This is a genomic window from Betaproteobacteria bacterium, from assembly GCA_016720065.1.
In the GTDB taxonomy this organism is placed as follows: domain Bacteria; phylum Pseudomonadota; class Gammaproteobacteria; order Burkholderiales; family Rhodocyclaceae; genus SSSZ01.
Genome location: JADJXY010000002.1, coordinates 990776 through 1017107, shown reverse-complemented (window position 1 = coordinate 1017107; position 26332 = coordinate 990776). Strand labels below are relative to the sequence as shown.

Annotated in this window: 27 protein-coding genes; 22 read left to right on the top strand and 5 right to left on the bottom strand. The window is 65.1% G+C overall.

Annotated features, from left to right (window positions below; translation table 11 throughout):
- The 4 genes from IPM73_07990 (at window position 1) to IPM73_07975 (ending at window position 4235) form a co-directional block, all read left to right on the top strand.
- Window positions 1–771 carry an S-methyl-5'-thioinosine phosphorylase gene (locus tag IPM73_07990; GenBank protein MBK8917971.1) on the top strand — a complete coding sequence of 257 codons (771 nt, stop codon included), beginning with the start codon at window positions 1–3 and terminating at the stop codon, window positions 769–771.
- Window positions 772–1050: 279 nt separating this feature from the next.
- The gene (locus tag IPM73_07985; protein ID MBK8917970.1) at window positions 1051–2289 is read left to right on the top strand and encodes a cation:proton antiporter; all 1239 of its coding nucleotides are present in this window, start codon (window positions 1051–1053) and stop codon (window positions 2287–2289) included.
- Complete coding sequence (locus IPM73_07980; protein ID MBK8917969.1) at window positions 2282–3400, top strand: glutamate--cysteine ligase; 1119 nt, start codon at window positions 2282–2284, stop codon at window positions 3398–3400. Before IPM73_07985 ends, IPM73_07980 begins: the two co-directional genes overlap by 8 nt.
- A gap of 37 nt (window positions 3401–3437) precedes the next feature.
- Entirely contained in the window at window positions 3438–4235 is a 798-nt protein-coding gene (locus IPM73_07975; GenBank protein MBK8917968.1) for a type 1 glutamine amidotransferase, read from the top strand.
- Between the two features lie 45 nt (window positions 4236–4280).
- On the opposite strand, the gene IPM73_07970 is transcribed toward IPM73_07975, so the two are convergent.
- The 3 genes from IPM73_07970 to map all read right to left on the bottom strand — a co-directional run bounded on the left by IPM73_07970 (window position 4281) and on the right by map (window position 8353).
- A complete protein-coding gene (locus IPM73_07970) occupies window positions 4281–4895 on the bottom strand; it encodes a DUF4124 domain-containing protein (protein MBK8917967.1) in 615 nt (204 codons plus the stop codon).
- A gap of 99 nt (window positions 4896–4994) precedes the next feature.
- Window positions 4995–7556 carry a [protein-PII] uridylyltransferase gene (locus IPM73_07965; protein ID MBK8917966.1) on the bottom strand — a complete coding sequence of 854 codons (2562 nt, stop codon included), beginning with the start codon at window positions 7554–7556 and terminating at the stop codon, window positions 4995–4997.
- A complete protein-coding gene (gene map / locus IPM73_07960; GenBank protein MBK8917965.1) occupies window positions 7553–8353 on the bottom strand; it encodes a type I methionyl aminopeptidase in 801 nt (266 codons plus the stop codon). The genes IPM73_07965 and map overlap by 4 nt, the downstream gene beginning before the upstream one ends.
- Before the next feature lie 47 nt (window positions 8354–8400).
- Here map and rfbD point away from each other — a divergent pair, with 47 nt between their 5' ends.
- The 18 genes from rfbD to IPM73_07870 all read left to right on the top strand — a co-directional run bounded on the left by rfbD (window position 8401) and on the right by IPM73_07870 (window position 24858).
- Window positions 8401–9384 carry a dTDP-4-dehydrorhamnose reductase gene (gene rfbD / locus IPM73_07955; GenBank protein ID MBK8917964.1) on the top strand — a complete coding sequence of 328 codons (984 nt, stop codon included), beginning with the start codon at window positions 8401–8403 and terminating at the stop codon, window positions 9382–9384.
- Window positions 9385–9592: 208 nt separating this feature from the next.
- Window positions 9593–10342: a 30S ribosomal protein S2 gene (rpsB, locus tag IPM73_07950; GenBank protein MBK8917963.1), complete on the top strand. Its 750-nt coding sequence runs from the start codon at window positions 9593–9595 to the stop codon at window positions 10340–10342.
- 88 nt (window positions 10343–10430) lie between these two features.
- Window positions 10431–11324, top strand: coding sequence for an elongation factor Ts (locus IPM73_07945; protein MBK8917962.1), 894 nt, complete (start codon window positions 10431–10433; stop codon window positions 11322–11324).
- Between the two features lie 19 nt (window positions 11325–11343).
- On the top strand, window positions 11344–12060 hold the full coding sequence (locus IPM73_07940) for a UMP kinase (protein MBK8917961.1): 717 nt from the start codon (window positions 11344–11346) through the stop codon (window positions 12058–12060).
- Window positions 12061–12071: 11 nt separating this feature from the next.
- A complete protein-coding gene (gene frr, locus IPM73_07935) occupies window positions 12072–12629 on the top strand; it encodes a ribosome recycling factor (GenBank protein MBK8917960.1) in 558 nt (185 codons plus the stop codon).
- A gap of 15 nt (window positions 12630–12644) precedes the next feature.
- Complete coding sequence (gene uppS, locus IPM73_07930; GenBank protein MBK8917959.1) at window positions 12645–13424, top strand: di-trans,poly-cis-decaprenylcistransferase; 780 nt, start codon at window positions 12645–12647, stop codon at window positions 13422–13424.
- Complete coding sequence (locus tag IPM73_07925) at window positions 13417–14235, top strand: phosphatidate cytidylyltransferase (protein ID MBK8917958.1); 819 nt, start codon at window positions 13417–13419, stop codon at window positions 14233–14235. Before uppS ends, IPM73_07925 begins: the two co-directional genes overlap by 8 nt.
- Window positions 14232–15422 (top strand): 1-deoxy-D-xylulose-5-phosphate reductoisomerase, encoded by a 1191-nt coding sequence (locus IPM73_07920; GenBank protein ID MBK8917957.1) that lies wholly within the window; start codon window positions 14232–14234, stop codon window positions 15420–15422. Before IPM73_07925 ends, IPM73_07920 begins: the two co-directional genes overlap by 4 nt.
- Window positions 15419–16786 (top strand): RIP metalloprotease RseP, encoded by a 1368-nt coding sequence (gene rseP / locus IPM73_07915; GenBank protein ID MBK8917956.1) that lies wholly within the window; start codon window positions 15419–15421, stop codon window positions 16784–16786. The genes IPM73_07920 and rseP overlap by 4 nt, the downstream gene beginning before the upstream one ends.
- 2 nt (window positions 16787–16788) lie before the next feature.
- On the top strand, window positions 16789–19074 hold the full coding sequence (gene bamA / locus IPM73_07910) for an outer membrane protein assembly factor BamA (protein ID MBK8917955.1): 2286 nt from the start codon (window positions 16789–16791) through the stop codon (window positions 19072–19074).
- A 17-nt stretch (window positions 19075–19091) separates the two neighbouring features.
- On the top strand, window positions 19092–19598 hold the full coding sequence (locus tag IPM73_07905) for an OmpH family outer membrane protein (protein ID MBK8917954.1): 507 nt from the start codon (window positions 19092–19094) through the stop codon (window positions 19596–19598).
- On the top strand, window positions 19598–20641 hold the full coding sequence (lpxD, locus tag IPM73_07900) for a UDP-3-O-(3-hydroxymyristoyl)glucosamine N-acyltransferase (GenBank protein ID MBK8917953.1): 1044 nt from the start codon (window positions 19598–19600) through the stop codon (window positions 20639–20641). The genes IPM73_07905 and lpxD overlap by 1 nt, the downstream gene beginning before the upstream one ends.
- Window positions 20642–20645: 4 nt before the next feature.
- Window positions 20646–21086: a 3-hydroxyacyl-ACP dehydratase FabZ gene (fabZ, locus tag IPM73_07895; protein ID MBK8917952.1), complete on the top strand. Its 441-nt coding sequence runs from the start codon at window positions 20646–20648 to the stop codon at window positions 21084–21086.
- The gene (gene lpxA / locus IPM73_07890; protein MBK8917951.1) at window positions 21083–21853 is read left to right on the top strand and encodes an acyl-ACP--UDP-N-acetylglucosamine O-acyltransferase; all 771 of its coding nucleotides are present in this window, start codon (window positions 21083–21085) and stop codon (window positions 21851–21853) included. Before fabZ ends, lpxA begins: the two co-directional genes overlap by 4 nt.
- Window positions 21850–23007 carry a lipid-A-disaccharide synthase gene (lpxB, locus tag IPM73_07885; protein MBK8917950.1) on the top strand — a complete coding sequence of 386 codons (1158 nt, stop codon included), beginning with the start codon at window positions 21850–21852 and terminating at the stop codon, window positions 23005–23007. The genes lpxA and lpxB overlap by 4 nt, the downstream gene beginning before the upstream one ends.
- Window positions 22995–23591: a ribonuclease HII gene (rnhB, locus tag IPM73_07880; protein MBK8917949.1), complete on the top strand. Its 597-nt coding sequence runs from the start codon at window positions 22995–22997 to the stop codon at window positions 23589–23591. Before lpxB ends, rnhB begins: the two co-directional genes overlap by 13 nt.
- A complete protein-coding gene (locus IPM73_07875) occupies window positions 23588–24046 on the top strand; it encodes a CopD family protein (protein MBK8917948.1) in 459 nt (152 codons plus the stop codon). The genes rnhB and IPM73_07875 overlap by 4 nt, the downstream gene beginning before the upstream one ends.
- Before the next feature lie 41 nt (window positions 24047–24087).
- Window positions 24088–24858, top strand: coding sequence for an RNA methyltransferase (locus IPM73_07870; protein ID MBK8917947.1), 771 nt, complete (start codon window positions 24088–24090; stop codon window positions 24856–24858).
- Here the strand turns inward: IPM73_07870 and IPM73_07865 are convergent.
- Together IPM73_07865 and IPM73_07860 are read right to left on the bottom strand one after the other, a co-directional pair.
- The gene (locus tag IPM73_07865) at window positions 24837–25649 is read right to left on the bottom strand and encodes a kinase/pyrophosphorylase (protein ID MBK8917946.1); all 813 of its coding nucleotides are present in this window, start codon (window positions 25647–25649) and stop codon (window positions 24837–24839) included. The two genes, IPM73_07870 and IPM73_07865, sit on opposite strands and share 22 nt — an antisense overlap.
- Window positions 25646–26269: an ankyrin repeat domain-containing protein gene (locus IPM73_07860; protein ID MBK8917945.1), complete on the bottom strand. Its 624-nt coding sequence runs from the start codon at window positions 26267–26269 to the stop codon at window positions 25646–25648. The genes IPM73_07865 and IPM73_07860 overlap by 4 nt, the downstream gene beginning before the upstream one ends.
- Window positions 26270–26332 lie beyond the last annotated feature (63 nt).

Here is a 26332-nt window from a genome sequence, read left to right as displayed (position 1 = left end):
ATGTTGGCAATCATCGGCGGAAGCGGCTTGACGACGCTTTCCAGTCTGGACGTTTCCCACCGCGAGGTGGTGCGCACGCCCTATGGCGAGCCTTCCGGCGCCCTGGTATTCGGACGCATCGGCGGCCAGCCGGCGCTATTCCTGCCGCGCCACGGCTACGGGCACACCATTCCGCCCCACAACGTCAATTACCGGGCGAACCTTTGGGCGCTGAAAGAGCAGGGGGCCAAGGGGGTGATTTCGGTGGCTTCAGTGGGGGGGATCCGCGCCGACCTCGGTCCGGGGGACATCGTCCTGCCGCACCAGATTCTCGACTACACCTGGGGGCGCAAGGCGACCTTCTTCGACGGCGTCGGGTCGCCGGTGACCCATGTCGATTTCACCGAACCCTACGACGAGATCCTGCGCTTGGGGATTGCCGCGGCGGCCGCTGCGGTGGGAGTGGAGATCAAGGACGGTGCGGTTTACGCGGCGACCCAGGGCCCCCGCCTGGAAACCGCGGCGGAAATCGACCGTCTGGAACGGGACGGCGCCCACGTGGTGGGCATGACGGGTATGCCCGAGGCCGTCCTGGCAAGGGAACTCGGCCTGCCCTACGCGGCCATCAACGTGGTGGCCAACCACGCGGCCGGGCGCGGCAGCAGTGCCCACGGCATCCATTTCGAAAGCCTGGAGCATGTGCTTCAGGAGGCCATGGGACGGGTCCGCTCGGTGATCGAGCGCCTGGTGGGCAACCCGGAGGCCGTGCTGCCTCTGGGCATGTCGGTTTAAGTCGCCGGAAGAGTTCCCGGCCTGTCCGCAGGGGGCCGTGGCACGGCCGACCCGGCGGGACCCGGTAACATCCCGTTACGCCCGTCCAGCGGGCTTTTGACCATAATGTTCCTCGCCCCGGGCACCAGACCCGGGCAGCCCTTCGACCGGCCCCAAACAAACCCCCACTAGCTGGTCGAAACCATTCCGCCAGGTTCCTCCGGCTCGATCCCATGAGCCGGTCTTTCTGCCTTTCCTCGCCGCCGCACCCGCGGCCTGTGGTCTTTTTCAGGAGACAGAATGAGTTTCGATCTCGCGACGCTTCTTTCGCTGCTTCCGGGCTGGCCCTTTCGCCTGGACAACAGTTTCTGGGTGGCCTTGTTGCTGGTGGTGGCGCCCCTGGCGGGCGAGGCGGTCTTCCGTTATCTGCGCTGGCCGCGCATCGTCGGTTATACCCTGGTGGGGCTCTTTGCCTCCGCGGCCAGCTTCGATACCAGCGGCCTGCGCCTGTCGGGCGTCTTTCACCGGGCCATGGAAGTCGCCCTGGCGGTGCTGCTTTTCGAACTGGGCAGCCGCATCAACCCCCGCTGGCTCCTGGCCAATCCCTGGCTGGTGGCGACCAGCCTGGCCGAGGCTGGGCTCACCTTCGTCGCCGTTTATGCCGTAGGCGCCTCCCTCGGCCTCGGTGTGGGCAGTTCCGTGGCGGTGGCGACGGTGTGCATGGTGAGCTCCCCTGCCGTGATCATGCGTGTCACCGCCGAACTCAACGCCCGGGGCCAGGTTACGGAGCGCCTGCTGCTGCTTTCGGCACTGAGCACGGTCTATGCGGTGGTGACGATCCATATCCTGCTGGGCGTCCTGCAAGGCATGAAGACGGGTGACCCATGGGACGCCGCCCAGCTTCCCCTGGCCACCTTCGCCACCTCCTTCGTTCTCGCCCTGGTGCTGGCGTTTGCCGTCGGCCTCGCCCAGCGCAAGCTGGATCTGCGCGACGAGAACGGTGCCCTGCTGCTGCTGGGGCTGCTCTTTCTCACTTTGGCCCTGGTCCACTTGCTGGGCGCCTCGCCGCTGCTGGTGCCCCTCTTGGCCGGGATCGTCCTGCGTACCCGGGATGCCCGGCCGCGCCTGTGGCCGCGCCATTTTGGCACCGCCGGTGGCGCGCTGGTGGTGCTGCTCTTCGTGGTGAACGGCATGGCTGTGGACTGGCGCCTGATCGCAGCCGGGGGCGTCGCCGCCTTGGTGCTGCTGGTACTGCGGGCGGGGGCCAAGATTGGCGCCGCCGTGCTGCTGGGGCGGCGTTCCGGCCTATCCCTGCGCCAATCGGCCGCCCTGGGAGTGGCGCTGCTGCCCATGTCCGGAGTCGCCTTTCTCCTCACCGCCAGCCTGCACGCGGCATTTCCGGAGTTCGGCACGCGGGTGGCCTCGGCCCTGGCCGGCGCCATCACGGTGATGGAGATCGTCGGCCCCCTGCTGACGCAATGGGCGCTGAAGGCCTGCCGCGAAGCCACATTCAACGGAACGGGAGGCCAGCATGCTTGAGCCCTTCGCCCCTTCCCGCTGCCTGACCCTGGGGGTCGAGCTGGAACTCCAGCTCGTCAGCACCTACGACTACGACCTGGTACCCGCCGCCCACGACCTGTTGCGGGTGCTGGAACAGCAGAAGTTCGCCGGCGACGTGAAGCTGGAAATCACCGACAGCATGATCGAGGTGGCCACCGGCATCTGCCGCAATCACGCCGAGGCCCTGGAGCAACTGACGGGCCTGCGCGACGGCCTGCTGCGGGGGGCGCGGCAGCTCGACATCGGCCTCTGCGGCGGCGGTGCCCATCCCTTCCAGCACTGGAGCGAGCGGCGCATTTCGGAAGGCGCCCGCTACAAGCACTTGAACGACCTCTATGGCTACCTGGCCAAGCAATTCACCGTCTTCGGCCAGCACGTGCATATCGGCTGTCCGGGGCCGGACGAGGCGTTGCTCCTTTTGCACGGCCTGTCGCGCTTCATGCCGCATCTGATCGCTTTGTCGGCTTCCTCGCCCTACGTGCAGGATGCCGACACGGGTTTCGATTCGGCGCGGCTCAATTCCATCTTCGCCTTTCCCCTGGCCGGCCGGGCGCCCTTCACCCTGACCTGGGCGGAGTTCCAGGAATACTTCGGCAAGATGGCCAGGACCGGCGTCGTCGAGAGCATGAAGGATTTCTACTGGGATATCCGTCCCAAGCCGGAATTCGGCACCATCGAGGTCCGCGTCATGGATACGCCCCTCAGCATCACCCGCGCCGCCCAGTTGGCAGCGCTGATCCAGACCCTGGCCCGCTGGCTGATGATCGAAAAGCCCTTCCGCCCGGTGGAAGACGACTATCTGGTCTATACCTTCAACCGCTTCCAGGCCTGCCGCTTCGGGCTGGACGGTGTCTGGGTGGACCCGGCCAGCGGCGAGCAGCTTTCCCTGGGGGACGAGGCGGCGCGGCTCATCGCCCGTATCGGCCACCATGCCGTGGAACTGGGTTGCGACGCCGCCATCGCCGAACTGGCATCGGACGCCCGGGCCCGGCGCAACGACGCCCGCTGGCTGCGGGAGCGCCACGCCGCCGATCCCTTGTTGCCGGAACTGGTGCGCCAGCAGTGCCTGCGCTGGGCCGGGAGCCTGTGAACACCCTGTTCGCCCCGACACGTTACAGGCGCTGAACATGACACCCGGCGACGGCCGCCCCCTGCGCATCGGGCTTTCCGCCCGCCTCATGCACGAACCGCCGCGGGAGCTGAATTTCCCGGGCAAGACCCTGCAATACCTGGAGCAGTCCATCGCCCATTGGGTGATGGCCCACGGGGCGCTGGCCTTTATGGTGCCCACCATCGAGGCCGGCGGCGGGGTGCAGCGGCGCTCGATTTCGGTCAGCAGCTACGTGCAGGAACTGGACGCCCTCATCCTCCAGGGCGGCGCCGACATGGCGCCGGAGAGCTACGGCATGGCGCCGCTACGGGCCGATTGGCACGGCGACCGCGTCCGCGACCGCTACGAGATCGAGCTGTTCTGGGAATTCGTCATCCAGGGCAAGCCGGTGCTGGGTATCTGCCGCGGCCATCAGCTCATCAACGTTGCCCTGGGCGGCACCCTGGTGCAGGACATCGCCACCCAGCGCCCGCAGGCCGCCCGCCATGTGGAGCCGGTGCTCTACGACGCCCACCAGCACGAGGTCGTCCTCATCCCCGACACGCGACTGGCCGAAATCTACCCCGGACGCTTCCACGGCCGGGTCATCAGCATCCACCACCAGGCCATCGACCGCCTGGGCAACGATCTGCTGGTGGAAGCGCAGTCCGGCGACGGCATCATCGAGGCCATCCGCTGGAAGGGGGCCGGCTACGTGGCGGGTTTCCAATGGCACCCGGAATTCCACCGGGACAGCCCGGATCTCCTCGACAGCGGCCCCATCATGCTGGACTTTCTGGCGGCGGCCCGGCAGGCGCGGGCGAGAGGGGGCTGAGCGCGGGGTGCTGAGCGGCCGCCACCCCGGCCCCACAGAGCGTCTTCAATCGCAGCGGATGGTCCCGCCCACCGGCTGGCAATTCTTGCGCGGTGGGTCGGCCGAGGGGGCGTAGCGGCCACCGGAGGGGGAGGGAGGCGGTGTGGCCGGGGGCGGCGGCGATGGAGGAGGGCAGCGCCCGCCCGGGCAGGCGTCACGGGGATTGTGGGGCCGGACCGGCACTACGGGCACATAGACGGGTTGCGGGGCCACCGCCGGTGACGCGGGGGCGGTGCCCTGGCAGGCGGCGATGAGGTTGGCACGTTGCGTGGCGTCGGGTTCCCGCTGGGCGCTTTCCAGGCAGCGGCTGCGGCGGGCGGATTCTTCCTCGGCCAGGCGGCGCTGGCTGTCCTGATCCCGCCGGGCGTCGTCGTCCCGCAGGCGTTCCCGTTCTGCCAGGGCTTCGCGCTCCCGGGCCAATTGCTTTTCCGCTTCGGCCTTTTGTTCGGGGCTGATTTTTTCCGCCGGGGTGACGGTCTCGGTGCGGCTGCCGGCGGTGCAGGGTTCGCTGGAGATCACCACGCGGCCGTCCGGGCTGCGGCATTTGAAGGCGTCGGCGCCGGCGGCGGGAGCGAGGAGCAGCGCGGCGGCGGCGAGGCAGACGAAACGGAAGCGGGTCATGGGGACTCCCGGGGCAGGGGGGGCGCAGGGAACACGCGCCAGTCATTTCCGGTTCAACGAGCGAACCCGGTCGCCGGCTGACGACGGCAGGCTTGCCGGTCAGACTTTGAGGCGTTCCATGAGTTCGGTTTCCAGCTGGATGCGGCTGCCGCTGCTCACCAGATCGCCGCCGCTGAGCAGGAAGACGTCCTCGACCCGCTCCCCCAGGGTGGCGATCTTGGCGGTGTGCAGGTTGGCGCCGAATTCGGCCAGGGTGGTCGCCACGGTGTAGAGCAGGCCGGGGCGGTCGGCCGCCACCAGGTTGAGGACGTAATAGGCGCCTTTTTCATCGGAGCGGATCGAGACTTCCGGTTCGATGGGGAAATGTTTCACCTGGCGTGACAGGCGCCCGCTGGTGGGCGTGTCGGGGGGGGGCTGGTGGATGAGGCGCTCGGCAAGTTCGTGTTCGATGAAGGCGACCATTTCGCGGTCGTTGTCCCGCTCGGCCACGTCGAGGACCACGAAACTGTCCAGGGCGTAGCCGTGGCGGGTGGTGTGCACCTTGGCGTCGACGATGTTGTAGGCGTTGCGGGCGAAGAAGCCGACCAGGCGGACGAAGAGGTCAGGCTGGTCGCGGGTGTAGACCATGACTTGCAGGCCGTCGCCTTCCGAATTGGGTTTGGCGCGCACCACCGGCTGGTCGTTGTGGATGCGGTAATGCAGCGAACGGGTGTGCCAGGCGATTTCCTCCGCCGAGTGACGCAGAAAATAGACGGTGTCGAGCTGGCTCCACAGGCGCTCGTGGACCGTTCCTGACAGGGCAAAGTAGCGCAAGAGGCGCATGGCCTCGGCCTGGCGGTCGGCGATGATGCCGTGGGGGGCCGGGGCGTGGTCCTGATCCAGGCGGTGCAGGGTCTGGTAGTAGAGGTCGGCGAGCAACTTGCCCTTCCAGTTGTTCCAGACCTTGGGGCTGGTGCCCCGGATGTCGGCGTGGGTGAGGAGATAGAGGGCGGCCAGATGGCGGGAGTCGCCGACCCGGGCGGCGAAGGCGGAGATCACGTCCGGGTCGGTGAGGTCTTCCTTTTGGGCCACCTGGGACATGACGAGATGGTTTTTTACCAGCCAGACGACCAGTTCGCTGTCGTCCGGGTCCAGGGCGTGGGCTGCGCAGAATTCCCGGGCGTCCGCCATGCCCAGTTCGGAATGGTCGCCGCCGCGGCCCTTGGCGATGTCGTGGAAGATGGCGGCGACGTAGAGCAGCCAGTGGCGGTCGAAGTCGCTGATGACCCGCGAGCAGAGCGGATATTCGTGGGCGAATTCCGCCATGGTGAAGCGGCGCAGGTTGCGCATGACCTGGAGGATGTGCTGGTCCACGGTATAGACGTGGAAAAGGTCGTGCTGCATCTGGCCCACGATGCGGCCCCAGGCCGGGAGGTAGGCGCCCAGGATGTCCAACTGGTTGAGGCGACGGAATTCATGCACCAGGCCCCGCGGGCTCTGGAAGAGGCGCAGGAAGAGGGCGCGGTTGGCCGGATCGGCGCGGAATTCCGGCGTGATGCGTTCCCGGGCTCGCCACAGGGCGCGCAGGGTGCGGGCCGTCATGCCCTTGAGGTCGGAGAATTCCTGCATGAGCAGGAAGGCGTCGAAGATGGCGGAGGGCTTTTGCTCGAAAAGCGATTCGCTGCGTACGTCCAGGAGATCGCCCACGGCCTGGAAGTGGTCGTCCAGGATCTCCGGCGGCATGTCGCGATGGGGATAGAGGGCGGCGCCGATGTTCTGCAGCAGGATGGTATTGAGGCCGGTGATGGCCTTGGCGTTGCGGTAATACTCCTGCATGAGCTGTTCGGAGGCACGCCGGGCTTCGGTGGCCTCGAAGCCGAACTGGGCCGCCAGGGCGTTCTGGTAGTCGAAGAGCAGCCGGTCCTCCCGCCGCCCCAGGTGCAGGTGGAGACGGATGCGCAGATGGCGCAGGTAGTCCTCGCAGCGTTCGGCGTGCTGCATTTCTTCCCGGGTCAGGAAGCCACAGCGTTCCAGGTCCGACCAGGCAGCGCCATAGCCGCTGGCCTGGGAAATCCAGAAAATCACCTGGAGGTCCCGCAGCCCGCCGGGAGATTCCTTGCAATTGGGTTCCAGGCTGTAGGGGGTCTCGGCGAAGCGCAGGTAGCGTTCCTGCTGCTCCAGGCGTTTGGCCTGGAAGAAGTGCAGCGGATCGAGGTCTTCGCGCAGGGCACGCTCGAAACGTGTGAACAGGCGGGTATTGCCGGCCAGGAGCCGGGCTTCGAGGAGGGCGGTCTGGACCGTGATCTCCTTTTGCGCCTCGGACAGGCAGTCTTCGATGGTGCGGACGCTGTGGCCGATTTCCAGCCCGATGTCCCAGAAGCAGCCGACCAGGGCTTCCAGCCGGGCCTGCAGGGCGGCATCCGGTTCGGCGGGCAGGAGGATGAGCAGATCGACGTCGGAGGAGGGGTACAGTTCTCCCCGTCCGTAACCTCCAACGGCAGCGAGGGAAAGGCTGGCCGGGAAGCGCAGTTCCTTCCACAGGCGGGTGAGCACGTCGTCCACCCGGGCGCAGCGGGAAACCAGCAGGCGCCGCGCATCGCCGTGGTCGGCGTATTCGCCCCGCAGGGCTTCCTGATCCGCCTTGACCTGGGCGCGCAGGGCGGCCACATCGGGCAGCTTCATTTGATCCAGTCTGGCTTGGGCCGGGTTCCGGCGGAGACCGTCAGGACTTCGTAGCCCGTTTCGGTAACCACCAGGGTGTGTTCCCATTGGGCCGACAGGCTGTGGTCCTTGGTGACGATGGTCCAGCCGTCGGCCAGTTCCCGGATCGCCGCCTTGCCGGCGTTGATCATGGGTTCGATGGTGAAAATCATGCCGGTCTTCAACGGGACGCCGCTTCCCGCCTTGCCGTAGTGCAGGACCTGGGGTTCCTCGTGAAAGCGTTCGCCTATGCCGTGGCCGCAGAATTCCCGCACCACCGAGTAGCCGTTCTTCTCGGCATGCTTCTGGATGGCGGCGCCGATGTCGCCCAGAAAGGCCCCGGGGCGCACGGCGGCAATGCCCAGCCAGAGGCATTCGAAGGTGATGTCGCACAGGCGGCGGGCCTGGATGGACCCCTCGCCCACCACGAACATGCGGCTGGTATCGCCGTGATAGCCGTCCTTGATGGTGGTGATGTCGAGATTGACGATGTCGCCGTTCTTGAGGGCCTTGTCCCCCGGGACGCCGTGGCAGACCTGGTGATTGACCGAGGTGCAGATGGACTTGGGGTAGGGCTTGTAGCCGGCGGGGGCGTAATTGAGGGGCGCCGGAACGCAGCCCTGCACGTCCACCATGTAGTTGTGGCACAGACGGTCGAGTTCGTCGGTGGTGATGCCGGCCTTGACGAAGGGTTCGATGTAATCGAGCACCTCGGCGGCCAGGCGCCCGGCGACGCGCATTTTCTCGATGGCTTCCGGCGTCTTGATCTGAATGCCCATGTAATTGGCTCTGCGGGGGGCGTTGGGGAAGGGGCGAAGGATAGATTATGCGTCCCATTTCTCAAAGCCGGCCGGCGGCGGCATACTTCCCGCCTCTCACTTCTGTGCTACGGAATAGTCCCATGTCCATTCTTCTCTTCGGGCGCGACGGCCAGGTCGGCTGGCAGTTGCAGCGCTCCCTGGCGCCCCACGGCCCCCTGACCGCCCTGGCCCGCGACGATTGCGACCTGACCGACCTCGATGCCCTGCGGGCCGCCGTGCGCCGGGTGGCGCCCCAGATCATCGTCAACGCCGCCGCCTATACGGCGGTGGATAAGGCGGAAAGCGAACCCGATCTTGCCCGGCGCATCAATGCCGAGGTGCCCGGCCTCCTGGCCGCCGAGGCCGCCCGCAGCGGTGCGCTGCTGATGCATTACTCGACGGATTACGTGTTCGACGGGGAAAAGGAGGGCCCCTACCGGGAGGACGATCCCACCGCCCCGGCCAGCGTCTACGGCCGGACCAAGCGGGAGGGGGAGGAGGCCATCGCCGCGGCGGGCGCTCGGGCGCTCATTTTCCGAACCAGTTGGGTCTTCGGCGCCCGGGGCGGGAATTTCGTCAAGACCATCCTGCGTCTGGCGCGGGAGCGGGATGCGCTCAACGTGGTCGCCGACCAGACCGGCAGCCCCACGCCGGCGGCGCTCATTGCGACGGTGAGCGGTCTGGCCGTCGCTGCGGTAAGGCGAGGAAATCTGCTGCCCCCCGGCGAAGCGCGCCTCTACCACCTGGCGGCGGCGGACCCGGTGAGCTGGCACGCCTTCGCCCAGCGCATCGTGACCCTGGCCACTGCCCAGGGCTTCGCCTTGAAGCTGGCACCCGAGGCGATCCGCGCCATCACCACGGCCGAATATCCAACGCCGGCCCGGCGCCCCCGCAACTCGCGCCTCGATTGCGGGCGCCTCGAAGCAGATTTCGGCCTGCTCATGCCCTCCTGGCAGCCCTATCTGGAAAGGGTCTTGCAGCTCCTGGCGTTGAAGCAAAACGGCTACTGATTCCAGGCGGAATCCGCCTGGGGACTTCTTTCCCGGGCGGCCCCGTAGTACAATCCAAAAGTTTTTTCGGGCGCAAGTCCGATCAAACGGCGACGGGCGCGGTGCCCGGCGTCATCCCTCACACCCGCCGGTTAAGGGTGCCTGCCAGAGAGTCAAGCCTGGCGGGCGTTGGCGGCGGGTGGCGGTCCAACCCTTAAAGGAGTTACAAATGTCCGTGACCATGCGTCAAATGCTGGAGGCCGGCGTACACTTCGGCCACCAGACCCGTTTCTGGTGCCCCAAGATGGCGCCCTACATCTTCGGTGCCCGCAACAAGATCCACATCGTCAACCTGGAACAGACCCTGGGCAAGTACAACGAAGCCATGGCTTTCGTGAAGAAGCTGGCTGGCAAGCGGGGCAACATCCTCTTCGTCGGCACCAAGCGTCAGGCCCGCGAAATCATGGCCGAGGAAGCCCAGCGTGCCGCGGCACCCTACGTCGACCAGCGCTGGCTGGGCGGCATGCTGACCAATTTCAAGACCGTCAAGACGTCCATCAAGCGCCTGCGCGACATGGAACTGGCCGTCGAGGCCGGCGATCTGGAAAAGATGCCCAAGAAGGAAGCCCTGACCTTCCGCCGCGAACTGGAAAAACTGCAGAAGTCCATCGGTGGCATCAAGGACATGAATGGCCTGCCCGACGCCATCTTCATCGTCGACGTCGGCTACCACAAGATCGCCGTTACCGAAGCCAGCAAGCTGGGTATCCCGGTCATCGGCGTGGTCGATACCAATCACTCCCCGGAAGGCGTCCATTACGTCATCCCGGGTAACGACGATTCTTCCCGCGCCATCCGCCTCTACGCCCGCGGCGTCGCCGACGCCATCCTCGAAGGCCGCAGCCAGGTGGTCCAGGAAATCGTTGCCGCCGGCGGCGACGATGAGTTCGTCGAAGTCGAGGAAGAGTCGGCACAGTAATACGGTGAGGGGTGAGGGGCGAGGGGTGAGGGGTGTCCTTCACGCCTTGCTCCTCCCACCTTGCTCCTCACGCATCTAGGAGAATCGAATGGCGGCAATTACCGCAAGCATGGTGGCTGAACTGCGCGGCAAGACCGACGCACCCATGATGGAATGCAAGAAGGCCCTCACCGAAGCCGACGGGGATATGGGCAAGGCGGAGGAAATCCTTCGCGTCAAGCTCGGCAACAAGGCGACCAAGGCCGCCGCCCGCATCGCCGCAGAAGGCGTGGTCGGAATCTATCTGTCCGGGGACAGCAAGCTGGGCGCTCTGGTCGAAGTCAATAGCGAGACCGACTTCGTGGCCAAGAACGACGAATTCATCGCCCTTTCCAAGGGTTGCGCTGATCTGGTGGCGAACCGGGCCCCGGCCGATGTCGCTGCGCTTTCCGCGCTGCCCATGGGCGAGGGCACGGTCGAGTCGACCCGCTCCGCGCTGGTGGGCAAGATTGGCGAAAACATGTCCATTCGCCGCTTTGTCCGCTACGAAGCCAAGGGCAAGCTGAGCTCCTACGTCCATGGCGGCTCCAAGATCGGCGTCCTGATCGATGTGGTCGGCGGTGACGATCAACTGGCCAAGGATCTGGCCATGCACATCGCCGCGGCCAAGCCCAGGGCCCTCGACGCCTCGGGCGTTTCTGCCGAACTGCTGGACACCGAGCGCCGTATCGCCATCGAGAAGGCCCGTGCCGACAACAAGCCGGAAGCCATGCTGGAAAAGATCGCCGAGGGCACGGTGCAGAAATTCCTCAAGGAAGTCACGCTGCTGGCCCAGGTCTTCGTCAAGGCCGAGGACGGCAAGCAGACCATCGAACAACTGCTGAAGCAGAAGGGCGCTTCCGTGGCCGGTTTCACCCTTTATGTGGTGGGCGAGGGCATCGAGAAGAAGGTGTCCGACTTTGCCGCCGAAGTGGCCGCCCAGGCCGCCGCTGCCCAGAAGTGATATCCGGAGGTCGACGCCGATGACAAGCCCCCGCTACAAGCGCATTCTCCTGAAGCTCTCCGGCGAAGCCCTGATGGGTGACGACGCCTATGGCATCAATCCGCAGACCATCGCGGCCATTGTCGGCGAGATCAAGGCAGTGGCCGACCTGGGGGTCGAAATCGGCGTCGTCATCGGCGGCGGCAACATCTTTCGCGGCATGGCCGGCACGGCCACCGGGATGGATCGCGCCACTGCCGACTATATGGGCATGCTGGCCACGGTGATGAATGCCATGGCGCTGTCCGACGCCTTCCGCCAGGCGGGACTCAATTCCCGGGTCCAGTCGGCGCTCAATATCGAGCAGGTGGTCGAGCCCTACATCCGCGGCAAGGCCATCCGCTACCTGGAGGAGGGGAAGATCGTCGTCTTCGGTGCCGGTACCGGCAATCCCTTCTTCACCACCGATACCGCGGCGGCGCTGCGGGGATCGGAAATCGGCGCGGAAATCGTTCTGAAGGCGACCAAGGTCGACGGGATCTATACCGCCGACCCCAAGAAGGATGCCTCGGCGACGCGCTATGACCGGATCAGCTTCAACGAAGCGATTTCGCGCAACCTTGCGGTCATGGACGCCACGGCCTTTGCCCTGTGCCGCGATCAGAAACTGCCCATCAATGTGTTTTCCATCTTCAAGTCCGGCGCCCTGAAGCGTGTCGTGTGCGGCGAAGACGAAGGCACCCTGGTCTATTGCTGACGGAGAACATGATGATTGCCGAAATGAAGAAAACCGCCGAGCACAAGATGCAGCGTACCCTGGAGGCCCTCAAGACCGACCTTGCCAAGGTACGCACCGGACGTGCCCACGTTGGCCTCCTGGATCACGTCCAGGTGGATTACTACGGTTCGCCGGTGCCCGTGAATCAGGTGGCCAATATCACCCTCATCGATGCCCGTACCCTGGGGGTGCAGCCCTGGGAAAAGAACATGGTGCAAAAGGTCGAGAAGGCCATCCGCGATTGCGATCTCGGTCTCAACCCGGCCGCCCAGGGCGACATCATCCGCGTGCCCATGCCCGCGCTCACCGAGGAACGGCGGCGCGACCTGACCAAGGTGGTCCGCCACGAAGGCGAGAACGCCAAGGTGGCCATTCGCAATCTGCGCCGGGATGCCAATACCCATCTCAAGGACGCCCTCAAGAAACACGAGATTCCCGAGGACGACGAGCGTCGCGCCCAGGATGACATCCAGAAGCTCACCGACCGGTATGTCGCCGAAGTGGACAAGATTCTGGCCCAGAAAGAGGCCGAGTTGATGCAGGTCTGACCCGGCCTGCATTCCATGCCCCTCTTTTCCAGTTCGACACGGGAAGTTCCCGCCACCCCGGCGGTGCCTCGGCATATCGCCGTCATCATGGACGGCAACGGCCGCTGGGCGAAGAAGCGCTTCCTGCCCCGTTTTGCCGGCCACAAGAAGGGCGTCGAGACCGTGCGGGACATGGTCAAGGCCTGCCTCGAACGCGGGGTCGAGTATCTGACCCTCTTTGCCTTCAGCTCCGAAAACTGGCGCCGCCCTCCGGACGAGGTTGGCCTCCTCATGCAATTATTCGTCAAGGCCCTGCAGCAGGAAGTGGTCAAGCTCGACCGCAACGGGGTCCGGCTGCGCATCATCGGCGACATCAGCATGTTCGACGGAAGGTTGCAGGATCTGATCCGGGAAGCAGAGGCCAGGACAGCCGGCAATGAACGCCTCCAGCTCACCGTGGCGGCCAATTACGGCGGGCGCTGGGACATCCTCCAGGCCGCCAATCGCCTCCGGCAGTCGTCGGACGCAAACGGGCCGTGGAACGAGGCCGATCTCGAGTCCCACCTGGCCATGAATTTTGCGCCAGAACCTGACCTTTTCATCCGCACCGGCGGCGAGCAGAGAATCAGCAACTTCCTGCTCTGGCAATTGGCCTACAGCGAGCTCTATTTCACCGACCTGCTCTGGCCGGAGTTCGACGGCGCTGCGCTGGATGCGGCGATCGCTTCCTTCCGTGCGCGGGAGCGGCGTTTTGGGCGCACCAGCGAGCAGTTGGCCGCACCTGCGTCCGACACGCCATCGATACCCCATGCTTAAGACCCGCGTCGTCACGGCCCTGGTGCTCCTGGCCGTTCTTCTTCCAGCGCTTTTCCTGCTTTCGCAAACCCATTGGGCCCTGCTCATGGCCTTGGTGGCGGCGGTGGCTGCCTGGGAGTGGGGCGGACTCGTCGGCTGGAATGGCCCCCGCCGCATCGTCTATGGCCTCGCCATGGGCGGGCTGGCCGTGGGCGTGGTCCTGGGATTGCCCGAGTGGATCGAGGTCACGCGGACCGCCGATGTGCTGCCCCTCTACGGGCTTGCGCTGGCGTTCTGGCTGGTCGTCGTACCGCTCTGGCTGCGCTACAAGTGGCCGGGGAGGGGGGTGGGCATTCCGGTCGGGATTCTGGTCATCTTCCCCACCTGGCTCGCTCTGGTTCAATTGCGCATCCTGGGTCCAGCGGTCTTGCTCGCCATTCTCGCCGTGGTCTGGATCGCCGATATCGCCGCCTATTTCGCAGGTCGCACCTGGGGGCGCCGCAAACTCGCGCCGAGCGTCAGTCCAGGCAAGACCTGGGAAGGCGCTTATGGCGCGGCGGTGGCGGTGCTGATTTATGGCTTTTCCTTGCGTCACGGCCTGTTCGGCGGCGAGGGATCTCCCCTGGCCTGGGGGGGCGTTCTCCTTCTGGTCACTGCAGTAAGCATTCTGGGCGATCTCTACGAATCCCTCTTGAAACGCCAGGCCGGCCTCAAGGACAGCAGCGCCATCCTGCCAGGACACGGCGGCGTACTGGACCGCATCGACAGCCTGACCTCCACGCTGCCCACCGTGGCCTGTCTCTGGCTCCTTTACGGCGGAGTCAAGGGTTGAGCAGGCAGCGGCTGACCCTCCTGGGCTGCACCGGGTCCATCGGAGTCAGCACCCTCGATGTCGTGCGGCGGCACCGCGAGCGCTACGAGGTCTTCGCCCTCTGCGCCCACAGTCAGGTCGATCGGCTCTTCGAGCAATGCCTGGAATTTCGCCCTGTCTACGCCGTCCTGCGCGACGCCGCACTGGCGGCCGACCTGGAGCAGCGCCTGGCCGGGGCAAAGGTGCAGACCGAGGTCCTGCACGGTGTCGATGCCCTGGTCGCCATGGCGACCCATGCGGAGGTCACCACGGTCATGGCCGCCATCGTCGGCGCGGCTGGTCTGACGCCCACCCTGGCTGCGGCCCGGGCCGGCAAGAGGATACTGCTGGCCAACAAGGAAGCCCTGGTCATGGCCGGCGAATTGTTCATGGCCGAGGCGCGCCGCGGGGGAGCGGTCCTTCTGCCCGTCGATAGCGAACACAACGCCATTTTCCAGTCTCTGCCGGTGGATTTTTCGCGGGGGCTCGCGCCCTGCGGCGTGCGCCGCATCCTCTTGACCGCTTCCGGCGGACCGTTTCGTACCAGCCCCGTCGAAGCGCTGGCCGAAGTCACACCGGAGGCCGCCTGTGCCCATCCCAATTGGGTCATGGGGCGCAAGATATCGGTCGATTCGGCCACCATGATGAACAAGGGTCTCGAAGTCATCGAGGCCCGCTGGCTTTTCGATTGCCAGCCGCAACGCATCGAGGTCGTCGTCCATCCCCAGAGCGTCATCCATTCCCTGGTGGATTACGTGGATGGTTCGACCCTGGCCCAGTTGGGCAACCCGGACATGCGCACGCCCATCGCCCATGCCCTGGCCTATCCCGAGCGCGTCGATTCCGGGGTCGAGCCCCTGGATTTGTTCCGCATCGCGCGGCTCGATTTCGAGCGCCCCGATTTCGCCCGCTTTCCCTGCCTTGCCCTGGCCTACGAGGCGCTGCGGCGGGGCGGGACGGCACCGGCCATCCTGAACGCCGCCAACGAAGTCGCGGTCGCCGCGTTTCTGGAACGCCGCCTGCCCTTCCTGGGCATCGGCAAGCTCATTGCTGCCACCCTGGAGGGCGTTCCCGCCGGGAAAGAGGGCAGTCTGGACGACGTTCTGGACGCCGATGCCCAGGCGCGTCGCTTCGCCGAGCAGGCGGTTCGAGGGCACGCCGCTCCGTGAGCGAGCTTCCGTTTTACGCTGCTGCCTTCGTGGTGGTGCTGGGGGTGCTCATCGTGGTCCACGAACTGGGCCACTATGCGGTCGCCCGCTTGTGCGGGGTCAAGGTGCTGCGCTTCGCCGTCGGCTTCGGGCGCCCGCTGTGGTCGCGGCGCTATGGGCCCGACGCAACCGAATGGACCGTGGGTGCCTTCCCCCTGGGGGGTTACGTCAAGATGCTCGATGAGCGGGAGGGCGAGGTTGCCCCCGCAGAGCTTGGAAGAGCTTTCAATCGACAGAGCGTCGGCCGGCGCAGCGCCATCGTCGTTGCCGGACCCCTGGCCAATTTTCTGCTCGCCATCGTCCTGTACTGGGTCGTTTTCGTCTCCGGCAGCAACGAACTGCTCCCCATCGTTGGTCCTCCGGCCAAAGGGAGCCCTGCGGCCATGGCCGGATTCATCAACGGTGAACAGGTTCGGCGGGTCGGTGGCGAGCCGGTCGCCACCTGGACCGATTTCCGCTGGCTCCTGCTGCAAACTGCGGTCGAGCACGATTCCGTCGACATCGAAGTGATGGACGAGGGCGGCTTCATCAGCGTGCGACGCCTTTCCCTGCCTGCAGCCCGGGAACAGGGTTGGCAGGGAGACGCCGTGGAACGCCTGGGGCTTGGCTTCTACCGTCCGCGCATTCCCCCCCTGGTGGGAAAGGTGCTGGAGGGAAGCGCCGGCGCCCTGGGGGGATTGAGGGTCGGCGACCGCATCGTCGCCATAGACGGCGAGGCCATCGCCACCTGGCCCGATGTGGTGCTCGTGGTGCGTGAATCGGCGGGCAAGACCTTGCGTCTTCGCGTACTGCGGGACGACGAGGAAATCGAGCTATCGGTCGTGCCCGCCAGCGTGGAAGACCGGGGCCGTACCATCGGGCGCATGGGCGTCGCGGTGGCCGATGACGGAGAACCCCGCCGCGAACTGCGGACCCGGGTCCGCTATGGCTTCCTCGAGGCCGGCGCAAAGGCGGTGGAGGAAACCTGGGACAAATCGGTGTTCAGTCTGGTGATGCTGGGCAAGATGCTGACCGGCGAAGTTTCCTGGCGCAACCTCTCCGGTCCGGTCACGATTGCTGACTACGCGGGGCAATCGGCTCGCCTCGGACTCGACTATTACCTCAAATTCATGGCTCTGGTCAGTATCAGCCTCGGAGTCCTCAATCTACTGCCCATTCCGGTGCTGGACGGGGGGCATTTGATGTATCATATGATCGAAGTCGTCAGGCGCGGCCCCCTGTCCGAGAGGGCCATGGAAATCGGCCAGCAGATCGGCCTTTCCCTGTTGTTGGCCTTGATGGCTTTCGCCTTTTTTAACGACATAAACCGCCTGCTTTCTGGCTGAAGATGAAAAAATCCCTTCTGGCTACCCTGACGGCAAGCCTGTTCGCTCTGCCTGCGTGGGCGTTCGAACCCTTCGTCGTCAAGGATATTCGCATCGAGGGCATCCAGCGTACGGAAGCGGGGACGGTCTTCAGTTATCTCCCGGTCAAGGTCGGCGATACCTTGACCGACGACAAGGCTGCCCAGGCCATCAAGGCGCTCTTCGCAACCGGTTTTTTCAAGGATGTCCGCGTCGAGGTCGAAAAGGACGTCATGGTCATCGTCCTGCAGGAGCGGCCCGCCATCGCCCAGATCGCTTTCGTGGGCATGAAGGAATTCGAGAAGGACCAGATCCTCAAGGCGCTCAAGGAAACCGGCATCGGGGAAGGGCGCATTTTCGATCGCTCGCTCCTCGAAAAGTCCGAGCAGGAACTCAAGCGCCAGTACCTGGCTCGCGGCAAGTATGCGGCGGTCATTACGACCACCATCACGCCGCTGGAGCGCAACCGGGTTGGCATCAACTTCAATATCGAGGAAGGCCAGGCGGCCAAGATCAAGCAGATCAGCATCGTCGGCAACAAGGATTTCAAGGAGAAGGATCTGGTAGGCCTGTTTGAGCTGACGACGCCGGGCTGGCTGACCTGGTACAGCAAGAACGATCAATACTCCCGCCAGAAACTCGCGGCTGACCTGGAAAAGCTCAAGTCCTACTACATGAACCGGGGCTATCTCGAATTCAGTGTCGAATCGACCCAGGTATCCATTTCGCCCGACAAGCAGGACGTATACATCACCATCAACATTTCGGAAGGGGACCGCTATCAGGTTTCCGCAGTCAAGCTGGCAGGGGATTTTTCCCTGGGCGAGTCCGAATTGCGGCCCCTGGTGACGCTGCGGCCCGGCGACGTCTTCTCGCGCGAAAAACTCAACGACTCGACCAAGGCCATCGGCGATCGCCTGGCGCGGGAGGGCTACGCTTTCTCCAACGTCAACGCCTCGCCGGAACTGGACAAGGAAAAGCATCAGGTCGCCTTCACCATTTTCATCGATCCGGGCAAGCGGGTCTATGTCCGGCGCATCAATATCACCGGCAATACCAAGACCCGCGACGAGGTCATTCGCCGCGAGATGCGGCAGATGGAAGGCGGCTGGTACGATTCGTCCAAGGTGACGCTGTCCAAGCAGCGGGTCGACAAGCTGGGCGTCTTCCAGGAGGTCACCGTGGAGACGCCGCCCGTGCCCGGTACGGCAGACCAGCTCGACGTCAATCTCAATGTGACGGAAAAGGCGACCGGAACCCTCATGCTGGGTGCGGGATTTTCCAGTACGGAAAAATTGGTTTTCTCCGCCTCCGTCAGCCAGAACAACATTTTTGGCAGTGGCAAGAACGTCACCGCCCAAATGAACACCGGCAAGATCAACCGGGTCATTGCCCTGTCCTACACCGACCCGTACTTTACGGTGGACGGGGTCAGCCAGGGCTGGGACATCTACCACCGCAACGTCAATCCCACCTCCCTGACCGTGGGGCGCTACAAGACCTCGTCTCTCGGCGGCGGTATCCGTTTCGGATTCCCGATCGCCGAAAAGGAATCGCTGACCTTTGGTGCGGGGATCGATTCCACTTCGGTCGACGTGTTCAGCAATAGTCCGGAGCGCTACAAGCGCTTCGTCGCGGAGTTCGGTGGCACCAATGTCTCCGTTCCGCTCAGTGTCGGCTGGGTCAGCGACGGCAAGGACAGCCATATCTACCCCACCACGGGGACGACCCAGCGACTTTCGCTTGAAGTGGCGGTTCCCGGCGGCGATCTGACCTACTACCGCGCCAGCTACAACCTGCAGCACTTCTTCCCCCTGAACAAGGATTTCGTCCTCATGCTCAACGGGCAGGCCGGCTACGCCGGTGGCCTGGGCGGCCAGAACGTGCCGTTCTACAAGAATTTCTACGCCGGCGGTATCGGGTCGGTGCGGGGTTACGCCTCCTCCAGCCTGGGGCCGCGCGATAAGGTCAACGGCGTATTCACCAACGAACGCCTGGGGGGCAATCGCGTGATGACAGGCGGCGCAGAACTGCTGTGGGGTGTACCGGGTATGGAAAAGACCCTGCGCCTTGGGCTATTCTTCGACGCTGGCAATGTCTTCGCCAAAGGGGAGAAATTCGACATGGGCGAACTTCGGACCTCGACCGGCATCTCGGCGGCCTGGGTATCCCCGCTGGGGCCCCTGAAGTTCAGTATCGCCAGTCCCCTGAACGAGAAAGACGGCGACAAGACCGAGAAATTCCAGTTCCAGATGGGAACCACTTTTTAACTAGGAGCACCCTGCTGATGAAAGCCAAAGCCCTTGTCCTTGCGACCCTTGTAGCCACCCTGACGGCCGGGGGGGTTCAGGCGGCGGAATTGCTCAAGGTCGGCTATGTCAATACCCAGCGCATCTTTCGCGATGCTCCGGCGGCGGTCAAGGCGGCCAAGAAACTGGAAGGTGAATTCTCCAAGCGGGATCAGGATCTTCAGCGTATGGCCAAGCAATTGCAGGGCATGCAGGAGAACCTGGAAAAGAATTCCGTCACCATGACCGAGGCTGACCGGCGTGCCAAGGAAAAGGAATTCGGCGAACTCTCCCGGGAGTTCCAGCGCAAGCAGCGCGAGTTCCGTGAGGATCTCAATCTGCGCCAGAACGAGGAGAACGCCGCGGTCATCGAGAAGGCCAACAAGGCCATCAAGCAGATCGCCGAGGCCGAGAAGTACGATCTCATTCTTCAGGATGTGGTCTGGGTGAGTCCCCGGCTGGATATTACGGAGAAGGTCATCAAGGCGCTGTCCGAGGCCAAGTGATGCCCACCCCTGGCGCCCGGGGTTTTCGACTCGCCGACATCGCCGCCCGTCTGGGCGGCGATGTGCTTGGGGACGCCGAAACCGTCGTTGTGCGGGTGGCTACCCTGGCGTCGGCCGGGCCGGAGGACATCGCTTTCCTGTCCAATCCCAAATACCGCAGCCAGTTGAGCACCACCCGGGCTGGCGTGGTCATCCTGGGGCGCGGCGCTGCTGCGGATTTCACCGGCCCCCGCATCGTTGTGCCCAATCCCTACGCCTATTACGCACGGGTGGCGGCGCTGCTGCATCCGCCCGTGAAGACGCCCCCCGGCGTGCACCCCAGCGCCGTAACGGCCTCGCCCGTTCCGGCCAGTGCTTCCATCGGCGCCCAGGTCAGCATAGGGGCCGATGTCGTTCTGGGTGAGCGCGTGACCCTGCATCCGGGCTGCACCATTGGTGATGGTGTTCGTATCGGGGACGACAGCGTCTTTTACCCCAGGGTGACCGTCTATCCAGGCTGCCGCATCGGCCAGCGGGCAATCGTCCATTCCGGGGTGGTCGTGGGGGCCGACGGCTTTGGGTTTGCTCCGGAGGGCGGGGCGTGGGTCAAGATTCCCCAGATCGGCGGCGTGCTCGTCGGTGACGATGTGGAAATCGGCGCCAATACCAGCATCGACCGGGGCGCCCTGGACGATACCGTCATCGGTGACGGGGTGAAGCTGGACAATCAGATTCAGATCGGGCACAACTGCGTGATCGGTGCCCGCTCCGTCATTGCCGGCTGTGTGGGGATTGCCGGCAGCACGCGCCTGGGTGAGGGCTGCATGGTCGGGGGCGCGGCCATGATCCTCGGTCACCTGGACATCGTCGGAGGGACCGTGATTTCTCCGGGATCCATGGTCATGAAGAGCATTACCCGGCCGGGCAAATATACTGCCCTTTACCCCTTGGAAGAGCACGACCGCTGGTTGCACAACGCCGCCCAGATCCGCCACCTCGACGCCTTGGCAGACCGGGTTTCAGAACTTGAGAAAGCACTTTCAAAAACCAACACAGAGGGATGATTAAATGGACATTCATGCAATTTTGGAGCACCTGCCTCATCGCTATCCCTTCCTGCTCGTCGACCGGGTTGTCGACCTGGAAGTGGGCAAGTCCATCCATGCCTACAAGAACGTCACCATCAATGAACCCTTCTTTCAGGGGCACTTTCCCCATCATCCGGTGATGCCCGGGGTGCTCATCATGGAAGCCCTGGCCCAGGCTGCCGGCATCCTTTCCTTCAAGACCATGGGCGAGAAGCCGGACCCCAATTCGGTTTTCTATTTCGTGGGCATCGACGAGGCGCGCTTCAAGAAGCCGGTCATGCCCGGGGACCAGTTGCACCTGCATGTCGAAATCGAGCGGCAGATGCGCGGGATCTGGAAGTACAAGGCCGAGGCCCGCGTCGACGGGCAAATCGTCGCCGAAGCGAAACTCATGTGCGCCAAGCGGGATATCCAGCAATGATCCACCCCACCGCCATCGTCGACCCTGCGGCCCGCATCGGCGCCCATGTGAGCATTGGCGCCTACAGTCTGATCGGTCCCCACGTCGAAATCGGCGACGACACCGAGATCGGCCCCCATGTGGTCATCAAGGGGCACACCCGCATCGGGCGCGGAAACCGCATTTACCAGTTCTGTTCGCTCGGCGAAGTGCCCCAGGACAAGAAATACGCCGGTGAGGACACCCGGCTGGAGATCGGCGACCGCAATACCATTCGCGAGTTCTGCACTTTCAACCTGGGGACGGTCCAGGACGCCGGGGTCACCCGCATCGGCAACGACAACTGGATCATGGCCTACGTGCACATCGCCCATGACTGCCAGATCGGCCATCACACCACCTTCGCCAACAATGCCCAACTGGCCGGCCACGTCCATATCGGCGACTGGGCGATCCTGGGGGGCTACACCGGGGTGCACCAGTTTTGCCGGGTTGGGGCTCATGTCATGACCGCGGTGGGCACCGTGATCCTGCAGGACGTCCCGCCCTACCTGATGGCGGCCGGCAACACCGCCCAGCCCTACGGCATCAATACCGAGGGCCTCAAGCGGCGGGGATTCACGGCCGACGCCATCACGGCGCTCAAGCGCGCCTATCGCACCCTCTACAAATCGGGCCTGATGCTCGAAGAGGCCAAGGTCAAACTCGCCCAGGAGGCGGCCCAGCAACCCGACGTGGCGCTGTTCGTCGAATTTCTCGAACTGTCGAAGCGCGGCATCATCCGATGAGGGAAGGGGGAAGGGGGGTCCGCATCGCCCTGGTGGCGGGCGAGGCCTCCGGCGATCTGCTCGCCAGCCATCTGCTGGCCGCCTTGCGGCAGCGGCTGCCGGCGGCGAAGTTCTTCGGCATCGGGGGGCCGCGCATGGAGGGGCAGGGCTTCGAGGCCTGGTGGCCGGCGGAGAAGCTCGCCGTGCGGGGCTATTTCGAAGTGCTCAAACATTACCGGGAGATCGCCGGTATCCGGCGGGCCCTCAAGAAGCGTCTCCTTGCCGATCCGCCGGACCTGTTCATCGGGGTCGACGCGCCGGACTTCAACCTGGATCTCGAAGCGGGTCTGAAGCGCCGCGGGATCCGCACCATCCATTTCATCAGCCCGTCGATCTGGGCGTGGCGCGGTGGTCGCATCAAGTCCATCGGCCGGGCAGTGGATAAGGTTCTGGCCCTGTTCCCCATGGAGCCTCCCCTCTACCAGAAGGCCGGCATTCCCGTTGCCTACGTCGGCCACCCCATGGCCGACACCATTCCCCTGACCACGGACAAGGCCCTGGTGCGCGAACGCCTGGGCCTGCCGCTGGCAGCCCCCATCTTTGCCCTGCTGCCGGGCTCCCGGCAGTCGGAACTCCAGTACATGGCCGCCACCTTCGTCGCCACGGCCAAAGTGTTGCACGAGCGGCATTACCCACAGGCCCGTTTCCTGGTGCCCCTGGCCACCCGGGAAACCCGCTTGCTGTTCGAAGAAGCGCTCTACGCCGGGCAAGCGACCGATCTCCCCTTCCGCCTCCTCTTCGGCCATGCCCAGGATGCCCTGGGCGCTGCCGATGTGGCCCTGGTGGCCAGCGGAACGGCGACTCTGGAAGCTGCTCTGGTCAAGCGGCCCATGGTCATCACCTACAAGGCGTCCCGGGCTTCCGCCTGGTTCATGCGCCGCATGGCCTATCTTCCCTACGTGGGATTGCCCAATATTCTGGCCGGACGTTTCGTGGTGCCGGAACTCCTGCAGGACGACGCCACGCCGGAAAATCTGGCCGCCGCTCTGGTCAAACTCTACGAGGACAAGGCGGGGGCCGAGGAACTCGCGGCGGTCTTTACCGAAATCCACCTGCAATTGCGGCAGGACACCGCCTCGCGGGCGGCCGATGCGATCCTGGAATGCCTGAGCTGAGCTATCCCGACGGCCTCGTCTGCGGCATCGACGAGGCCGGGCGAGGGCCCCTGGCCGGGCCTGTGGTGGCGGCGGCGGTGATTCTCGATCCGACGCGTCCCATTGCCGGACTCGACGACTCCAAGAAGCTCTCCGAAAAACGGCGGGACGCGCTCGCCCAGCGTATCAAGGGGGAGGCCCTGGCCTGGGCGGTGGCCTGGGCCACGGTGGAAGAGATCGACGCCCTCAATATTCTCCAAGCCACGCTTGTGGCCATGGCCCGGGCGGTTGCGCGCCTGGACATTACGCCCCAGGCCGCCCTGGTGGACGGCAATGTGCTTCCCAGACTGAACTGTCCGGCCCAAGCCGTCGTCAAAGGGGACGGCAGCATTGCGCCCATCGCGGCGGCGTCCATCCTGGCCAAAACCAGCCGCGACGCCGAGATGCGTCGCCTGCACGAGCGCTTTCCTCAGTACGGCTTTGCCGGGCACATGGGCTATCCCACCGCCGCCCACCTCGCCGCGCTGCGCGCCCATGGGGCGAGTCCCATCCATCGTCGGAGCTATGCTCCTGTGCGTGCGGTCCTTTCGGAGAACTGGTCATGAACCTGCAACCCCTGTGGCTTTTCCTGCATCTCGCCAGCGTGGTCGTCTGGGTGGGCGGCATGTTTTTCGCCTACGTCTGCCTGCGGCCGGCGGCGGTTGAGGTCCTGGAGCCCCCGCTGCGTCTTGCCCTGTGGCGCAAGGTTCTGGGGCGTTTTTTCCGCTTCGTCTGGGGGGCTGTGGCCCTCATCCTGGGAAGCGGCTTCATCATGCTGGCGGGGCTGGGTTTTGCCGTCGCCCCCCTTCATCTGCACCTCATGTTCGCCCTGGGCCTGGTCATGGTGGCGGTCTTCGTCGGCGTCGTCACCGTCCCCTATGGGGCCCTGAACGAAGCGGTCGAGCGCAGTGACTGGCCGGCCGGAGGGGCGGCTCTGGGGCGTATCCGCAAGCTGGTGGGCTTCAATCTCATTCTGGGTATCGTCACCGTGGCGACAGCGACCCTGGGTCGCTGGCTGTGAATCCCAGCATCCCAATGACCGCTTGAACCGGGGGTTTTGGCTTGAGCCGGATCGAATCCCGCGACAATCCGCTGGTTCGGCGTCTGCGGCGCCTGGGGGAGTCGGCGCGGGAATGCCGCAAGGAGGAGCGAACGCTCCTGGAAGGTTTTCACCTGGTCGCGGCCTACGAGGAGGCCCTGGGCCCGGTTGAAACCCTGGTGGTGAGCGATACGGGAGCGAAGGCTCCGGAAATCGCGGCCTACCTGGTCGGCCGGCGGGCAACTTCGATGCCCGACGGCCTTTTCCGCAGCCTGAGTACGCTGGAGAACCCCAGCGGCCTGCTGGCACTGGCCCCCATCCCGCGCGCGCCGGGCCCGCTACCCCTGGATGAGGACTGTGTCCTGCTGGACGGGGTGCAGGATCCCGGCAATGTCGGCACCTTGATCCGCACCGCAGTGGCGGCCGGCTTCCGCCACCTGCTGCTGTCCTCCGAGTGCGCGGGCGCCTGGATGCCCAAGGTACTGCGGGCAGGCCAGGGGGCGCATTTTTCTGCCACCGTGCATGAGGATGCCGACCTGGGGGCCTTTCTGGCGAGGTACCACGGCGGCGTCGCGGCGACCTCCCTGGGCGAGAGCGTTCCCCTCTGGGATGCAGCGCTGGAGGCTCCTCTGGCCTGGATCTTCGGGGCCGAGGGGCGGGGCGTTCGCGCTGCGCTCCTGGAGCGGGCGGGCATCCGGGTGCGCATTCCCATGGCCGCCGGGGTCGAATCGCTCAATGTTGGCGCGGCAGCGGCGATCTGCCTTTTCGAGACTCAGCGCAGGCGCAGTTCCTGAAGCACCGTGGTGGCGATTTCCTCGATCGATTTGCTCGACGAATCCAGCCAGCGGATGCCTTCCCGGCGCATCATCTTTTCCGCCTCGCTCACTTCGTGACGGCAATTGGCCAGTGAGGCATAGCGGCTGTTGGGGCGCCGTTCCTCGCGGATGCTGGCCAGACGCTCGGGCTGTATGGTCAGGCCGAAAAGCTTGGGGCGGTGTTTCTCCAGGGTGCCCGGCAGGCGGCCCCGATCGAAATCCTCCGGAATGAGAGGGAAATTGGCCGCCTTGAGGCCGAACTGCATGGCGAGATAGAGGGAGGTCGGCGTCTTGCCGCAACGGGATACGGCCACCAGGACCACGTCGGCCTGCTCCAGATCGCGGTCGGTAATGCCGTCGTCGTGGGCCAGGGTGTAATTGATCGCCTCGATGCGTTTCTTGTAATCCGAGCTGTCGGCGGAACCGTGGGAGCGCCCGACGGTATGGCTCGACTTGACGCCCAGTTCGGCCTCCAGCGGGGCGAGGAAGGTCTCGAAGAACGAGAGGCTGAAGGCATCGGCCTCATGGACGATGGCCGCGAGCTCCTGGTCCACCAGGGTGGTGAACACGATGGGCCGCATGCCGTCTTCCTCGCCGGTGGCGTTGATGCGCAGAACGGCGTCGTGGGCCTTGGCCTTGTCGTCCAGGAAGGGAATGCGCACCTGACGGAAATCCACATCCTCGAATTGGGTGAGCAGGCTGTGCCCCAAGGCCTCGGCCGTGAGGCCGGTGCCGTCGGAGACGTAGAAGATGGTCCGGCGCACGGTCACGGCGTGCTCCTCGGCTTGGCGTCCTTGAGCTGGGTGGCGGTGAGCGGATGCTGATTGCGGGTGGCGAGGTCGAAGGGGGTGCTCCCTGTCCCATCCTGGGCGCGGGGATCAGCGCCATGTTCTATGAGCAGGCGGGCCATTTCCGGTTGTCCGGTGGCGGCCGCGAGGTGGAGGGCGCTGGTGCGTCCCGCCGCGCTGGCCTTCACGTCGGCCCCCATGGTGATGAGGATTTCGGCCTCCTGGGCATAACCCGCCAGGATGGCGGCGTGCAGCGGGGTCATGCCTGCCCGGTCGCGGGCCTCGAGTTGGGCGCCGCGGGCGATGAGCAGGAGCGAGGTCCGCTGCCGGCCATAAAAGGCCGCCATGTGCAGGGGGGTGCGGCCCAGGGCATCCTGGACATTGGCATCGGCCCCTTCATCCAGCAGTTTCTTCACTGCGGCGAGTTCTCCCTCAATGGCGGCTGCCGCCAAAGGGGACTGGGGCGTTGCCGGAGCGGCAGCAAGCTCGCCGGCGGGTTTGCCTGCCTTGCCGCTGTCCGAGCCACTGTTGCAGGCCGAGACGGTGAGCACCGCTGCCAGCAGCGGGGCCAGGACGACTGGCAATCGAAATCTGATACGCATGCTGCCTCCGGAGGGAGTATCCGCCCGGGAGGGCGGTTCAAAGGAAGCAGAATTTTACGGGAC

Excerpts from the sequence above, each read along its gene's own strand:
- IPM73_07990 (MBK8917971.1), top strand. The coding sequence starts at position 1 with ATGTTGGCAATCATCGGCGGAAGCGGCTTGACGACGCTTTCCAGTCTG.
- IPM73_07985 (MBK8917970.1), top strand. The coding sequence starts at position 1,051 with ATGAGTTTCGATCTCGCGACGCTTCTTTCGCTGCTTCCGGGCTGGCCC.
- IPM73_07980 (MBK8917969.1), top strand. The coding sequence starts at position 2,282 with ATGCTTGAGCCCTTCGCCCCTTCCCGCTGCCTGACCCTGGGGGTCGAG.
- IPM73_07975 (MBK8917968.1), top strand. The coding sequence starts at position 3,438 with ATGACACCCGGCGACGGCCGCCCCCTGCGCATCGGGCTTTCCGCCCGC.
- IPM73_07970 (MBK8917967.1), bottom strand. The coding sequence starts at position 4,895 with ATGACCCGCTTCCGTTTCGTCTGCCTCGCCGCCGCCGCGCTGCTCCTC.
- IPM73_07965 (MBK8917966.1), bottom strand. The coding sequence starts at position 7,556 with ATGAAGCTGCCCGATGTGGCCGCCCTGCGCGCCCAGGTCAAGGCGGAT.
- map (MBK8917965.1), bottom strand. The coding sequence starts at position 8,353 with ATGGGCATTCAGATCAAGACGCCGGAAGCCATCGAGAAAATGCGCGTC.
- rfbD (MBK8917964.1), top strand. The coding sequence starts at position 8,401 with ATGCGTCCCATTTCTCAAAGCCGGCCGGCGGCGGCATACTTCCCGCCT.
- rpsB (MBK8917963.1), top strand. The coding sequence starts at position 9,593 with ATGTCCGTGACCATGCGTCAAATGCTGGAGGCCGGCGTACACTTCGGC.
- IPM73_07945 (MBK8917962.1), top strand. The coding sequence starts at position 10,431 with ATGGCGGCAATTACCGCAAGCATGGTGGCTGAACTGCGCGGCAAGACC.
- IPM73_07940 (MBK8917961.1), top strand. The coding sequence starts at position 11,344 with ATGACAAGCCCCCGCTACAAGCGCATTCTCCTGAAGCTCTCCGGCGAA.
- frr (MBK8917960.1), top strand. The coding sequence starts at position 12,072 with ATGATTGCCGAAATGAAGAAAACCGCCGAGCACAAGATGCAGCGTACC.
- uppS (MBK8917959.1), top strand. The coding sequence starts at position 12,645 with ATGCCCCTCTTTTCCAGTTCGACACGGGAAGTTCCCGCCACCCCGGCG.
- IPM73_07925 (MBK8917958.1), top strand. The coding sequence starts at position 13,417 with ATGCTTAAGACCCGCGTCGTCACGGCCCTGGTGCTCCTGGCCGTTCTT.
- bamA (MBK8917955.1), top strand. The coding sequence starts at position 16,789 with ATGAAAAAATCCCTTCTGGCTACCCTGACGGCAAGCCTGTTCGCTCTG.
- IPM73_07905 (MBK8917954.1), top strand. The coding sequence starts at position 19,092 with ATGAAAGCCAAAGCCCTTGTCCTTGCGACCCTTGTAGCCACCCTGACG.
- lpxD (MBK8917953.1), top strand. The coding sequence starts at position 19,598 with ATGCCCACCCCTGGCGCCCGGGGTTTTCGACTCGCCGACATCGCCGCC.
- fabZ (MBK8917952.1), top strand. The coding sequence starts at position 20,646 with ATGGACATTCATGCAATTTTGGAGCACCTGCCTCATCGCTATCCCTTC.
- lpxA (MBK8917951.1), top strand. The coding sequence starts at position 21,083 with ATGATCCACCCCACCGCCATCGTCGACCCTGCGGCCCGCATCGGCGCC.
- lpxB (MBK8917950.1), top strand. The coding sequence starts at position 21,850 with ATGAGGGAAGGGGGAAGGGGGGTCCGCATCGCCCTGGTGGCGGGCGAG.
- rnhB (MBK8917949.1), top strand. The coding sequence starts at position 22,995 with ATGCCTGAGCTGAGCTATCCCGACGGCCTCGTCTGCGGCATCGACGAG.
- IPM73_07875 (MBK8917948.1), top strand. The coding sequence starts at position 23,588 with ATGAACCTGCAACCCCTGTGGCTTTTCCTGCATCTCGCCAGCGTGGTC.
- IPM73_07860 (MBK8917945.1), bottom strand. The coding sequence starts at position 26,269 with ATGCGTATCAGATTTCGATTGCCAGTCGTCCTGGCCCCGCTGCTGGCA.